Raw genomic sequence first — 13,386 nt, 5'->3', positions numbered from 1 at the left:
GGGCTACGCACTGCTCAATCGCGACGACAAGCATTTCAAGCTGCTTGAAAAACTCGCGCGAGCCGCCGGCGTCGAACACATCAAGAGCTTCGGCGAAAATGCGCGGGCGGATTACCGGCTGACCAAGGTGAAATTGCATGGCGACTGCTCCTGCATGACTGCGCGTCTTGCCGGTGAAGAAGTCGTCGCCAAGATTGGCGCCCCAGGCCGGCACATCGTGCAGAATGCACTTGCTGTTCTGGGCGCCGCGCATCTCACCGGTGCGGATATGGCGAAGGTCACCCTGGCACTCGCATCGCTTCGGCCTGAGAGTGGCCGTGGCGCCCGACATACGCTGGAGGTCGCCAACGGCACATTCACGCTGATCGACGAGAGTTACAACGCCAACCCGGCATCGATGCGCGCTGCGATCGAGCTGCTGGCCGCTGCAACGCCGGCTGGAAAGGGCCGCAGGATTGCCGTTCTCGGCGATATGCTGGAACTGGGGAAGCAGGCGCCAAAACTGCATGCTGAACTTTCATCGGTAATCGCTGCCAATCATATCAACATGGTTTTTCTCGGCGGACCGGAGATGGCAGCGCTCAAAGCGGCCATGCCGGTTGAATTTCATGCCGAATACAGGCAGAGCGTAGACGAATTGCAACCGCAATTGCTGAACACGATCAGGGCTGGTGACGTGATTATGATCAAGTCATCCAAGGGGACCGGATTCTCTCAGATCGTGAAAACGCTCTTGCAGAAATACAACACCGTGGAGCCTGTCGGTCCTGCCGAGTAAGCCTGCGGGGATGGGGAAATAGCTGATGCTTTATTATCTCGCCGGCCTGGCGGAACATATCCAATTTCTCAACGTGTTCCGCTACATCACGTTCAGGACCGGTGGTGCGCTGATAACTTCGGCGCTGATTGTCTTCCTTTTTGGTCCGCGCATCATCGACTCATTGCGTATTCGCCAGGGGCGCGGCCAGCCGATTCGCGCCGACGGTCCTCAAACCCATTTCAAGAAGGCCGGTACGCCCACCATGGGCGGACTGATGATCATGACCGGTATCCTGCTCTCATCCCTGCTTTGGGCCAACTGGTCGAATGTCTATGTCTGGATCGTCCTGCTGGTTGCCCTGTTCTTCGGCGCGATCGGCTTCTATGATGATTACCTGAAGGTCAGCAAGCAGACGTTCAAGGGTTTTTCTGCCAGAGCGCGTCTCGGCATCGAATTCCTCGTTGCGGCCCTGGCTGGTCTAGCCATCATGTGGGCCGGGCAAGAGCCGTTCTCATCGTCGCTGACTTTCCCGTTTGCCAAACAACTCATACTCAATTTGGGCATTTTCTTCATTCCGTTTGCCGCATTTGTTATGGTTGGCGCCGGCAACGCGGTGAATTTCACAGACGGTCTCGATGGCCTTGCTACTGTCCCCGTGATGATCGCGGCAGCTTCCTTCGGCGTTATCGCCTACCTCTCCGGTAATGCGATTTTCGCCGATTATCTGCAGATCCATTTCACGCCGGGCACAGGCGAACTTGCTGTCGTGCTGGGTTCAGTCATCGGCGCTGGCCTCGGCTTCCTCTGGTTCAACGCACCGCCGGCCGCTATTTTCATGGGCGATACCGGGTCGCTCGCACTTGGTGGTCTGATCGGTGCCGTCGCTGTTGCTACCAAGCACGAGATCGTTCTTGCCATTATTGGCGGTGTCTTCGTCATGGAAGCCATGTCCGTGATCATCCAGGTGGCGTCGTTCAAGATGACAGGCAAGCGCGTGTTCCTGATGGCGCCTATCCATCACCATTTCGAAAAGAAGGGCTGGACCGAGAGTCAGGTCGTGATCCGTTTCTGGATCATCGCTGTGATCCTCGCTCTCATCGGCCTTTCCACGCTCAAGCTCAGATAAGGCATACGCATGATCGCCGCCCACTCCATGAAGGACAAGACCGTCGCGCTCTTCGGGCTCGGCGGTTCGGGCATTGCCACTGCTCAAGCGATCATTGCAGGCGGGGCGAATGTCATCGCCTGGGACGACAATCCTGATAGCGTGGCACGCGCGCAGGGTGCGGGGATCGAAACGGGCGATCTACGGCAAGCGGACTGGAAGCAGTTTTTCTCGTTCATCCTGTCGCCTGGCGTGCCGCTGACGCATCCGCGTCCGCACTGGACCGTGGACTTGGCCCGGGCCGCCGGTGTCGAGATCATCGGTGACGTGGAGCTTTTCGTGCGGGAGCGTAATCTGGCGTGCAAGAACAGCCCGTTCATTGCCATCACGGGCACCAACGGCAAATCGACAACGACGGCGCTGATCGCACACATCATCAAAACGTCTGGCCGCGACACCCAGCTTGGCGGAAATATCGGCACTGCAGTGATGACCCTTCAGCCACCTGTCGACGACCGCCATTATGTCGTCGAGTGCTCATCCTATCAGATTGACCTCGCGCCTTCGCTCAATCCCTCTGCCGGTATCCTCCTGAATCTGACGCCGGATCATCTAGACCGGCATGGTACCATGCAGCACTACGCCGAGATCAAGGAACGTCTTGTTGCCGGAAGTGAGACGGCGATTGTTGGTATCGACGACAGCGTTTGTGCTGCAATTGCCGACCGGCTGGAGCGGACGGGCAAGCCGGTAATTCGTATTTCCAAGCGCATGCCGGTCCGTGACGGCTACTTCGCCGAAGGCTCCAATCTGATCCACGCGAAAAAAGGCGAGGCAAATGTGGTCGCCTCGCTCGCCGGCATCGGCTCATTGCGCGGCGAGCACAATGCGCAAAATGCGCTGGCCGCATTCGCTGCCTGCCAAGAAGTCGGTTTGTCGGTGGAGGAGATCATCGCTGGACTAAGGACTTTCCCTGGTCTGGCCCATCGCATGGAACAGGTTGCCAAGCTCGGCAAGACGCTGTTTATCAACGATTCCAAAGCAACCAATGCCGACGCTGCCGCGCCCGCGCTCTCGTCATTCCCGCGTATTTACTGGATCGCTGGTGGACTGCCGAAAGAAGGAGGGATCGCTGCGCTATCCGGCTTTTTCCCGCATATCGCCAAGGCCTATCTGATCGGCGAGGCGGCACCGCAATTTGCTGCGACGCTCGGCGAGGCTGCGCCTTACGAGATATCCGGCACCATAGGGGCGGCGGTGGAACATGCCGCGCGTGACGCCGCCAGTGACGGAGCGACAGAACCGGTGGTGCTGCTGTCGCCGGCCTGCGCCAGTTTCGACCAGTTTCAGAATTTCGAGAAACGCGGCGAGGCATTCCGGTCCGCCGTTCTGGCGCTTGCGGGCGCATCACCGATTGAGGGGGCAAACTGATGGTAAGCCGTGTTGACCGTGGTCCCGTAGCCGACTGGTGGTGGACGATTGATCGTTTTCTTCTTGCTGCCTGCCTCGCCTTGATGGGGCTTGGCATTCTCCTATCCTTCGCGGCGAGCCCTGCGGTCGCAGAGCGCATCGGCCTTGAGAGCTTCTATTTCGTCAAGCATCAGTCGATGTTCATGGTACCGGCAGTCGTCGTCATGTTTGCGGTTTCGTTCATGGCACCGCGAACTATCAGGCGATTTGCAATTATTCTGCTGGGCATCTCCATGGTGGCTATGGTTGGTGCGCTGTTCTTCGGCATTGAGGTCAAGGGCGCGCGCCGCTGGGTATCGCTCGCTGGCGTCTCGATCCAGCCTTCCGAATTCATGAAGCCAGCCTTTGTCATTGTTTGTGCATGGCTTTTTGCTGAAAACGAGCGTCGAAAGGACATTCCCGGGAACTTCTTCTCGATGGTGCTCTTCGGTGTTGTCGCCGCACTTCTGGTGGCGCAGCCGGATCTTGGCCAGACCATCCTGACAGCCGTTACATGGGGTGCGATGTTCTTCATGGCCGGCGTGCCGTGGATCTGGATTATCGGCTTGGGTATCCTTGGCATCGTTGGTTTCTTTGGTGCCTACACGGTGTTTCCACACGTTGCCGGACGTATCGACCGGTTCCTGACGGGCGAGGGCGATACGTTCCAGGTTGATGCGGGACGCGAGGCGATCATCAGAGGCGGCTGGCTCGGCCAAGGACCGGGTGAAGGCACGATCAAGCGCATCATTCCTGACAGCCATACCGATTTCATCTTTTCGGTGACAGCGGAAGAGTATGGCATCGCGCTTTGCCTGCTCATCGTGCTGATCTTTGCTTTCATCGTTATCCGTGGCCTGTCCATTGCGTTGAAAGAGCGTGATGATTTCACCCGCCTTGCAATCTCGGGTCTTGTCATCCTGTTTGGCTTCCAGTCGATCATCAACATGTCGGTCAATCTGCATTTGATGCCAGCCAAAGGCATGACTTTGCCATTCATTTCGTATGGTGGTTCGTCGCTCATCTCCGTTGCGATCACGGCAGGTCTTCTGCTTGCGTTGACGCGCCGCCGACCTGAAGCTCGCCGTTCGGCGACATTGGGGAGTTCGAAGATGCCCTCAATGGCCGGCGCAGTATGAGCTGCTGATGTCTAAGGGGACTATCTTTCTCGCCGCCGGGGGTACCGGCGGCCATCTTTTCCCGGCTGAAGCGCTGGCACACGAGCTGATCGCGCGCGGTTGGGACATCCATCTGGCCACCGATGATCGTGCCGAGCGGTTCACGGCTGCATTCCCTGCCAAGAAGATCCATGTGGTGCGCTCAGCAACGATCGCTGGGCGCAATCCATTTGCACTGGCGAAAACGTTCTGGACGCTGTGGCAGGGCAATCTCGATTCCCGCAAGCTGTTCCGCGCGACGAAGCCAAAGCTTGTTGCGGGTTTCGGAGGCTATCCAACCCTGCCGCCACTTTATGCGGCGAGCGGGATGAAAATTCCAACGCTTGTCCATGAACAGAATGCCGTGATGGGCCGTGCAAACAAAGCCTTGGCGGCACGTGTCAATGCGATTGCCGGCGGATTTCTGCCCGACAATGGTGGTCCATTTGCGAACAAGACGATTGTCACCGGCAATCCCGTGCGCCCTGCCGTCCTGGCGGAAGTCGGCAAGCCGTATAGCGCGTCGCGGACGTCAGAGCCTTTTCACTTCCTGGTTTTTGGCGGCAGCCAGGGCGCCCAGTATTTTTCGACAGCCATTCCGGCGGCGATCAAGCTGCTTGCACCGCAAGACCGTGCACGCCTTGTCCTTACTCAGCAGGCCAGGATCGAAGATGAGGCGCAGGTGCGCGCTGCCTATCAAGCGCTTGACGTAAAGGCCGAGGTCGCGCCGTTCTTCAAGGACATGCCGAGGCGGATTGCCGAGGCGCATTTCGTGCTTTCCCGCTCGGGCGCGTCCACCGTTTCAGAAATCGCGGCCATTGGACGGCCCGCCATTCTCGTGCCGTTCCCCCATGCGCTCGATCATGACCAGGCAGCAAATGCCGCGGCGCTCCAGGCTGCGGGTGGTGCAGATGTCATCAAGCAGTCCGAGCTTTCACCCGAGCGCATCGCCGCGATCCTGTCGAGCGCAATGCACGAACCCGAGCGGCTGGCGTTTATTGCAGAAAAGGCCCGCGGTACCGGCAAGCCCAATGCTACAAGGTTGCTTGCGGACCTTACAGAGGCTATTGCAACCGGCCAAAGCGTGGAAAATTTCAAAAAAGGAGTGCGTCCATGAAGATGCCGCTCAACATCGGCCTTGTTCATTTCATCGGTATCGGCGGTATCGGTATGAGCGGCATTGCCGAGGTCCTGCACAATCTCGGTTATAAGGTGCAGGGTTCCGACCAGGCAGACAGCGCCAACGTGCAGCGCCTGCGGGAAAAAGGTATCGAGATCTTCGTTGGCCACAAGGCAGAAAATATCGGTGACGCCGAAGTGGTGGTTGTTTCCACGGCCATCAAGAAGACCAATCCGGAACTGATTGCCGCGCGGGAAAAGCTGCTGCCGGTGGTTCGCCGTGCCGAAATGCTGGCTGAACTCATGCGCTTCCGCAAGGCTGTCGCCATCGGCGGTACCCACGGCAAGACGACGACGACCTCGATGGTCGCCACCTTGCTTGATGCCGGCAACCTCGATCCGACTGTCATCAATGGCGGCATCATCAATGCCTATGGCACCAATGCGCGAATGGGCGAGGGTGACTGGATGGTTGTCGAGGCGGATGAGAGCGATGGCACGTTCCTGAAACTGCCAGCGGACGTTGCGGTCGTCACCAATATCGATCCCGAGCATCTGGACCACTACGGCACTTTCGACCGCGTCCGCGAAGCCTTCCGGCAATTTGTTGAGAACGTTCCATTTTATGGCTTTGGCGTGATGTGCCTCGATCATCCGGAAGTGCAATCGCTGGTTTCGCGCATCGAAGATCGCCGGGTCATCACCTATGGCGAGAATCCGCAGGCGGATGTACGTTTCGTCAATCTCGTGGTCGATGGCGCAAGTTCGCATTTCGATGTGCAGATTGCCAAGCGCAAGACCGGCGAGACAACCGAGATCACCGGTCTTCGTCTGCCGATGCCGGGCCGTCACAACGTCTCCAATGCCACGGCGGCAATCGCAGTTGCGTATGAGCTTGGCATTTCCGCCGAGGACATCAAGAAGGGGTTGTCGTCCTTCGGCGGCGTGAAGCGCCGGTTCACGCATACGGGCACGTGGCGAGGCGTCGAAATATTTGACGATTACGGCCACCATCCCGTTGAGATCAAGGCGGTGCTGAAAGCCGCGCGTGACTCCGCCAAGGGCCGCGTCATTGCAGTCGTCCAGCCGCATCGTTTCACGCGCCTTGCCAGTCTGTTTGACGAATTTGCTGCCTGCTTCAATGACGCGGATACGGTTGTCATCGCTCCGGTCTATACGGCTGGCGAGGATCCGATCGAAGGTGTTACGTCGGAAGCGCTGGTTTCCCGCATCAGGACTGCCGCCCACCGCGACGCCCGCTATATCAGCGGACCGCAAGAGGTCGCGCCGTTGATCGCTGAAATCGCCAAGCCCGATGATTTTGTGGTCTTTCTTGGCGCGGGCAGCATCACGCAGTGGGCCTATGCCTTGCCAAAGGAACTTGCAGCGCTCTAGATTTGGGGCGGAAACTGCTGGAAGGACAATATGTATCCAATGATTGATGGCGAAGCCCTGCTGAAGAAGCTGGGGGATCGATTCGCGGGCTTGCGCGGGCGCCTGACGCCCAATATGGGTATGGAAAAGGTCACCTGGTTCCGTGCTGGCGGTCCGGCTGAAGTCATGTTCCAGCCGGCCGACGAGGAAGATCTGTCGGCTTTCCTGAAGGCCGTTCCCGACGAATATCCAATTCTGACTGTCGGCATTGGCTCCAATCTTCTCGTGCGCGATGGCGGCATCCTAGGCTTTGTCGTGCGCCTCTCCGCCAAGGGGTTTGGCGAAGTGGAGCGCGTGGGTGACACGCACCTGCGGGCAGGCACAGCGACGCCAGACAAGCGCGTGGCAGCAGCAGCACTTGAGGCTGGCATTGCCGGGTTCCATTTCTATCATGGTATTCCTGGTGGCATTGGCGGCGCGCTGCGCATGAATGCCGGCGCCAATGGCGTCGAGACCCGGGAGCGTGTGGTCGAAGTGCGTGCTCTCGATCGCAAAGGAGAGGTACATGTCCTTTCCAATTCCGACATGGGTTATGCCTATCGCCATTCCGGCGCGGCGAATGAACTGATCTTCACCTCGGCGCTGTTTGAAGGATCTCTGGGAGACAGGGGTGAAATTCAGGCAGCTATGGATGCCGTGCAGCAGCACCGCGAGACGGTGCAACCCATCCGCGAAAAAACGGGTGGTTCAACTTTCAAGAATCCTGAGGGCTCGTCAGCCTGGAAGGAAATCGACAAGGCGGGTGGGCGCGGCTTGATGATTGGTGGCGCGCAGATGTCGCCAATGCACTGCAATTTCATGATCAATACCGGGACCGCAACGGGACATGACCTTGAAACACTGGGTGAAACGATCCGCGCGAACGTTCTGCAAAAATCCGGCATCAGGCTGCACTGGGAAATCAAGCGTCTCGGACTGTTCCGGCCTGGTCATGAGGTGAACGAGTTCATGGGGCAGCTCTTGTAGCTTGTAACTTGCCGAAAATCTGGCGCGAGACCCGGTGCTGGCGGACGCCGGCTTTCGACAGCGGAACACATTATTTTACACGAAATTTCATTGTTGAATCATTGGGGACTTGTCAGCGAATCAACTCTCTGATTCTTTAGGGACAAGCGTTAACTGATTTGAGTCGGCTGGTTTTTGCCAGCCTCGGGTGTCTGCGGTCCCTGGCCGCCGGATGTGCCCGGACTCATGTCATTTTTCGCCCTTGATGGGGAAGTGTTCGAGGGGTTGCCTTATGGCGAAAAAGCATGTTGCGGTGCTGATGGGTGGCTTTTCATCGGAGCGTCCGGTGAGCCTGTCCTCCGGCAATTCCTGCGCCGATGCTTTGGAGGTTGAGGGTTACTCTGTCACCCGTGTTGACGTCACTCGCGACATTGCCAGTGTTCTGCAGGAGTTGAGACCCGATGTGGCATTCAATGCGCTGCATGGTCCATTCGGCGAAGATGGTACGATCCAGGGCATCCTCGAATATCTCGAAATTCCCTATACCCATTCCGGTGTCCTTGCCTCTGCTCTCGCCATGAACAAGGAGCAGGCGAAGATTGTTGCCAAGGCCGCGGGGGTTCCGGTGGCTGAGGCCAGGACCATGAACCGGATGAATTTTACTTCAAAGCATCCGATGAAGCCGCCTTATGTGGTCAAGCCTGTGAATGAAGGGTCAAGCTTCGGCGTTGTCATCGTCAAGGAAGATCAGTCGCATCCACCGCAGGTCATCACTTCGGATGATTGGAAATATGGCGATACCGTCATGGTCGAGCGTTACATCCATGGGCGCGAATTGACCTGTGCGGTGATGGGCGACGTGGCCATCGGTGTGTGTGAAATCATCCCGGTAGGGCACCAGTTCTACGATTATGATTCAAAATATGTTGCAGGCGGATCAAATCATGTGGTTCCCGCTAAAATTTCACTAAAAATTTACCAAAAAATACAAACACTGACACTCAAGGCGCATCAGGCAATTGGATGTAAAGGGATTAGCCGGTCGGACTTCCGTTACGACGACCGATTTTCCGAAGATGGCGAGCTTATCTGGCTGGAAGTTAACACCCAGCCGGGCATGACTCCCACCTCTCTCGTACCTGATATCGCCAAAGCTGCGGGGCATACCTTCGGTGAATTGTTGAGTTGGATGGTGGAGGACGCATCGTGTTTGCGTTGAAGGGCAAAAATGCGCACCCAAGAGGTGCTGCGCCGGTGTCTTCGGACAGGCGTTCCCATGTCTATGGGGCTTTGGGCCATTTCCGCATCGTCCTGCCGAAATTCATGCGCAAGCCCGTGCGGGTGTTTTCCCGCATGATCGAGGGGGAAGTTTCGATACCGAATCACGTCGGCACGGTTGGTGCTGTGGCATTTCTGGCCCTGACGGGTGCCTATGGTGCCATCCTCGGAGGGCATGCACCGGAAGTGGTCAAGGTTACAACCTCGACATTCGGCTTTGCCATCGAGGATGTGAAGGTTGTCGGCAACAAGGAAACCTCGGAGATCGATGTTCTTGGGGCGCTCGGTCTTGACGGTGAAACCTCTCTGGTGGGTTTGAGTGCCGCGGATGCTCAGAAGGCCGTTGCTGGTTTGCCCTGGGTCGAGTCCGTGGATGTGTTCAAGGTCTATCCAAACACAATCCAGATTTCGATTCACGAGCGGACGGCCATGGCCGTCTGGCAAAATGGCAACGATCTGTCGGTAATCGACGCCGATGGCCGCGTCATCGTCCCGTTCACCGGCGGGCGCAGTGCCGCCTTGCCGCTGGTGATGGGGACTGGCGCTGACAAGCAGGCGAAGTTGCTCCTGGCGCAAATGGCCGGTTTCCCGCAAATCACGGGCGAAGTTAAGGCATATGCGCGGGTCGGCGACCGGCGCTGGGATCTTTTTTTGAAGAATGGCGTCACCCTGATGCTGCCGGAAAATCGCATCGATCAGGCACTTGCCGATATCGCCGACATGGATCGCAAATCGGGCCTTCTGTCCCGCGATATCGCTTCTGTTGACATGCGGCTGACGGACCGGGTGGTTGTTCGGCTGACGCCAGAGGCAATGGTGCAGCGCGTTGAGTATTTGAAGGCGCGGGACAAGGCGCCAAAGCGTTCGGAGAAGCGTATATGAGTATTCTGAACGGAAAGGGCACGTCTACTGGAGCGCCATCCGCAAAACGGACGCGGTCCTTGACAGTTCTTGACATTGGTTCGAGCAAGGTTTGCTGCATCATTGCGCGACTGCGCCCGCGCGAGGAAAGCGCCCATCTGCCGGGCCGCACTCACCGCATCGAAGTTCTTGGTATCGGTCATCAGAAGTCGCGTGGCATCAAGTCCGGTGTCATCGTCAATCTGGATGCCGCCGAACAGGCAATCCGTCTGGCAGTCGATGCGGCCGAGCGCATGGCCGGTCTCACCGTCGACTCGATGATCGTCAATATCTCGTCTGGTCGTCTCAAGAGCGAGAGCTTTTCCGCCAGTATCAATCTTGGCGGCCATGAGGTCGACCAGGCGGATATTCGCCGCGTTCTGGCAGCGGGTGCCAAACAGGCTCTGGCAACGGAGCGCCACCTCGTTCATTCGCTGCCCATCGCCTATGGGCTTGATGGCGAGCGCGGCATTCGTGATCCACTCGGTATGATCGGTGACACGCTCGGCGTCGAAATGCATGTGCTGACCGCCGATGCGGCACCGCTGCGCAATCTCGAGCTTTGCGTCAATCGTTGCCACCTTTCGGTCGAAGCAATGATTGCGACCCCCTATGCCAGCGGTCTTTCGGCGCTTGTCGATGACGAGGCCGAAATGGGCGCTGCCTGCATCGATATGGGCGGTGGCACAACGACGATTTCCGTCTTCTCCGAGGGCAAGTTCATTCATGCCGATGCCATAGCCATTGGCGGCAACCACGTAACCATGGATGTAGCGCGCGGTCTGTCTGCGCATATGGATGACGCAGAGCGCCTGAAGGTCATGCATGGATCGGCTCTGCCAAGCGCTGCCGATGATCGTGACCTCATTAGTGTTTCGCCTCTGGGCAATGACGGACGCGATGTCCCGAACCAATATCCGCGTGCTGTCTTGACACGCATCATCCGTGCTCGCGTCGAGGAGACGCTGGAGCTGGCGCGTGATCGTCTCAATCAGTCTGGCTACGGCCAGATTGTCGGCAAGCGCGTCGTCCTGACAGGCGGAGCCAGTCAGTTGGCAGGGCTGCCCGAAGTGGCCCGCCGCATCCTGGCCCGCAACGTACGAATTGGCCGCCCCCTCGGCGTTACGGGGCTTCCCGAAGCAGCCAAAGGGCCGGCCTTCTCTGCAGCGGTGGGTCTTTTGATCTATCCGCAAGTCGCAGGAATTGAGGAGCGTTCTGTAAAGGCCGGTTCATCATCGCTGATGACAGGTACGGGTGGGCGTTTTCAGCGTATCGGCCAGTGGCTGAGAGAGAGTTTTTGATCAATCGGGGAAACCCAAAAAAATACCGCAGCGGCGAGGCGGTAAAGACGAAAAGGAACGGAACAAATGAGTATCAATCTGCAAAAGCCGGATATTACCGAGCTTAAGCCCCGGATCACCGTCTTCGGTGTTGGCGGCGGCGGTGGCAATGCGGTCAATAACATGATCAATGCCGGTTTGCGCGGTGTTGAATTTGTTGTGGCCAATACCGATGCGCAGGCGCTGTCGCAATCCAAGGCTGAGCGTCTTATTCAGCTTGGTGCCGCAGTCACCGAAGGTCTTGGAGCAGGTTCGCAGCCGGAAGTTGGCCGCGCAGCCGCTGAAGAGTGCATCGACGAAATCAACGATCACCTGTCGGGCACGCATATGTGCTTCGTCACCGCCGGCATGGGTGGCGGTACTGGCACCGGTGCAGCTCCCGTCGTCGCCCGCGCGGCACGCGAAAAAGGCATCCTGACCGTTGGCGTCGTGACCAAGCCTTTCCATTTCGAAGGTCAGCGCCGCATGCGCACTGCCGATATGGGGATTACCGATCTGCAGAAGAACGTCGATACCCTTATCGTCATTCCAAACCAGAACCTTTTCCGCATTGCCAACGACAAGACGACCTTCGCCGATGCATTCGCGATGGCCGATCAGGTCCTCTATTCCGGCGTTGCCTGCATTACGGACCTGATGGTGAAGGAAGGCCTGATCAATCTCGATTTTGCCGACGTTCGTTCGGTCATGCGCGAGATGGGCAAGGCAATGATGGGCACTGGCGAAGCTTCCGGTGACGGCCGTGCAATGGCTGCCGCTGAAGCAGCGATTGCCAATCCTTTGCTGGATGAAACCTCCATGCGTGGCGCCAAGGGTCTGTTGATCTCGATCACCGGTGGCCGCGACATGACGCTGTTTGAAGTCGACGAGGCTGCAACACGTATCCGCGAAGAAGTTGACCAGGACGCCAATATCATTCTCGGCGCAACCTTCGACGAAAGCCTCGAAGGCATCATCCGCGTTTCCGTCGTGGCAACTGGCATCGATAAGCAGATTGGAGAGTCGGCGCCTGCGCCGATCGAATTTCGCCAGCCTCTGAAGCCCCTTGCCAAGCCTGCCCCGCAGGTAGCAGCAAGGGTTGAAACAGTTGCCCGTCCGGTGGTTCAACAGCCGGCCGCTCGCCCTGTGGATCCGGTAGCAGAAGCAATCCGCGCCGCCGAACACGACATTCCGCAGCGCGCGCCGCAGCCTGCCGAGCAGGAATTCCGTCCGCAGAGCCGCATTTTCCAGGCGCCTGCACCGGAGGTCTTCGATGCACCGGTTGCCGCTGTTCCGCAGCAGCCTGTTCATCAGCCGGCACCTCAGCCGCAGATGCAGGCAGCTCCTGCACCGCAGCCAGCAGCGCCGCGGATGCCCAATGTCGCTGATTTCCCGCCGGTCGTTCAGGCGGAACTCAATGCCCGCGACATGGGTGCGCGCGACAATAGCCGCGAGCCGGCCTATGAAAGCCATGAAGATCGTGGCCCGATGGGTCTCTTGAAGCGCCTGACGGCCGGTCTGACGCGCCGCGAAGACGAGACTGCCCGGTTGGAACCGGCGCAGCCGCGCGAACCTGCCATGCGTCCGGCCGAGCCACGCCGCCCGCTTTCGCAGGACGCGTCGATCTACGCGCCGCGCCGCGGACAGCTTGACGAGCAGGGCCGGGTCCAGCCGCAGGCACGTCAGCCTTCCGAGGACGATCAGCTCGAAATCCCGGCATTCCTTCGCCGGCAGGCCAACTGATCCGGTAACGGAATATTAAAGACTATAAATTCCGCCATTGCCCCAATGGCGGAATTTTTCATTCAAACTATTGAATTGGCATGAAAACGGCTTAGCTGGTGGCATGAAGGTTTCGTTACAAATGTCGCTAAACCGTGATTTTGCATCATGCGATGCTGACTGTATCTTGCGCTGCAA

At 58.2% G+C, this 13,386-nt stretch carries 11 protein-coding genes; all 11 read left to right on the top strand.

Translation table 11 applies throughout. The annotated features are described in order from the left end of the window. Positions 1-778, top strand: a 778-nt coding sequence (locus AAAC48_RS20730; RefSeq protein ID WP_340655997.1) for a cyanophycin synthetase, incomplete at its 5' end; no start/stop codon positions are given. Between the two features lie 25 nt (positions 779-803). After that, positions 804-1,886, top strand: coding sequence for a phospho-N-acetylmuramoyl-pentapeptide-transferase (gene mraY, locus AAAC48_RS20725; RefSeq protein ID WP_340655996.1), 1,083 nt, complete (start codon positions 804-806; stop codon positions 1,884-1,886). A gap of 9 nt (positions 1,887-1,895) precedes the next feature. Next, positions 1,896-3,296 (top strand): UDP-N-acetylmuramoyl-L-alanine--D-glutamate ligase, encoded by a 1,401-nt coding sequence (gene murD / locus AAAC48_RS20720; protein WP_340655995.1) that lies wholly within the window; start codon positions 1,896-1,898, stop codon positions 3,294-3,296. Further along, on the top strand, positions 3,296-4,453 hold the full coding sequence (ftsW, locus tag AAAC48_RS20715; RefSeq protein WP_340655994.1) for a putative lipid II flippase FtsW: 1,158 nt from the start codon (positions 3,296-3,298) through the stop codon (positions 4,451-4,453). The genes murD and ftsW overlap by 1 nt, the downstream gene beginning before the upstream one ends. A 7-nt stretch (positions 4,454-4,460) precedes the next feature. Continuing rightward, complete coding sequence (murG, locus tag AAAC48_RS20710; protein ID WP_340655993.1) at positions 4,461-5,588, top strand: undecaprenyldiphospho-muramoylpentapeptide beta-N-acetylglucosaminyltransferase; 1,128 nt, start codon at positions 4,461-4,463, stop codon at positions 5,586-5,588. Next, a complete protein-coding gene (murC, locus tag AAAC48_RS20705) occupies positions 5,585-6,985 on the top strand; it encodes a UDP-N-acetylmuramate--L-alanine ligase (protein WP_340655992.1) in 1,401 nt (466 codons plus the stop codon). Before murG ends, murC begins: the two co-directional genes overlap by 4 nt. 39 nt (positions 6,986-7,024) lie before the next feature. Further along, positions 7,025-7,990, top strand: coding sequence for a UDP-N-acetylmuramate dehydrogenase (gene murB / locus AAAC48_RS20700; RefSeq protein ID WP_340656001.1), 966 nt, complete (start codon positions 7,025-7,027; stop codon positions 7,988-7,990). 271 nt (positions 7,991-8,261) lie between these two features. Beyond that, positions 8,262-9,188 carry a D-alanine--D-alanine ligase gene (locus AAAC48_RS20695; protein WP_340655991.1) on the top strand — a complete coding sequence of 309 codons (927 nt, stop codon included), beginning with the start codon at positions 8,262-8,264 and terminating at the stop codon, positions 9,186-9,188. Beyond that, on the top strand, positions 9,176-10,129 hold the full coding sequence (locus tag AAAC48_RS20690; protein ID WP_340655990.1) for a cell division protein FtsQ/DivIB: 954 nt from the start codon (positions 9,176-9,178) through the stop codon (positions 10,127-10,129). Before AAAC48_RS20695 ends, AAAC48_RS20690 begins: the two co-directional genes overlap by 13 nt. Next, positions 10,126-11,448, top strand: coding sequence for a cell division protein FtsA (gene ftsA / locus AAAC48_RS20685; protein ID WP_340655989.1), 1,323 nt, complete (start codon positions 10,126-10,128; stop codon positions 11,446-11,448). The genes AAAC48_RS20690 and ftsA overlap by 4 nt, the downstream gene beginning before the upstream one ends. A 66-nt stretch (positions 11,449-11,514) precedes the next feature. Further along, positions 11,515-13,209, top strand: a complete 1,695-nt coding sequence (ftsZ, locus tag AAAC48_RS20680) for a cell division protein FtsZ (protein WP_340655988.1) — start codon at positions 11,515-11,517, stop codon at positions 13,207-13,209. Positions 13,210-13,386 lie beyond the last annotated feature (177 nt).

The sequence above is a fragment of the Phyllobacterium sp. genome (genome assembly GCF_037994405.1).
In the GTDB taxonomy this organism is placed as follows: Bacteria; Pseudomonadota; Alphaproteobacteria; order Rhizobiales; family Rhizobiaceae; genus Phyllobacterium.
The sequence above is the reverse complement of the archived record's forward strand: the minus strand, read 5'-3'. Positions and strand labels throughout refer to the sequence as shown.

Coding starts and splice junctions, on each gene's coding strand:
- mraY (WP_340655996.1), top strand. CDS start 804: ATGCTTTATTATCTCGCCGGCCTGGCGGAACATATCCAATTTCTCAAC.
- murD (WP_340655995.1), top strand. CDS start 1,896: ATGATCGCCGCCCACTCCATGAAGGACAAGACCGTCGCGCTCTTCGGG.
- ftsW (WP_340655994.1), top strand. CDS start 3,296: ATGGTAAGCCGTGTTGACCGTGGTCCCGTAGCCGACTGGTGGTGGACG.
- murG (WP_340655993.1), top strand. CDS start 4,461: ATGTCTAAGGGGACTATCTTTCTCGCCGCCGGGGGTACCGGCGGCCAT.
- murC (WP_340655992.1), top strand. CDS start 5,585: ATGAAGATGCCGCTCAACATCGGCCTTGTTCATTTCATCGGTATCGGC.
- murB (WP_340656001.1), top strand. CDS start 7,025: ATGATTGATGGCGAAGCCCTGCTGAAGAAGCTGGGGGATCGATTCGCG.
- AAAC48_RS20695 (WP_340655991.1), top strand. CDS start 8,262: ATGGCGAAAAAGCATGTTGCGGTGCTGATGGGTGGCTTTTCATCGGAG.
- ftsA (WP_340655989.1), top strand. CDS start 10,126: ATGAGTATTCTGAACGGAAAGGGCACGTCTACTGGAGCGCCATCCGCA.
- ftsZ (WP_340655988.1), top strand. CDS start 11,515: ATGAGTATCAATCTGCAAAAGCCGGATATTACCGAGCTTAAGCCCCGG.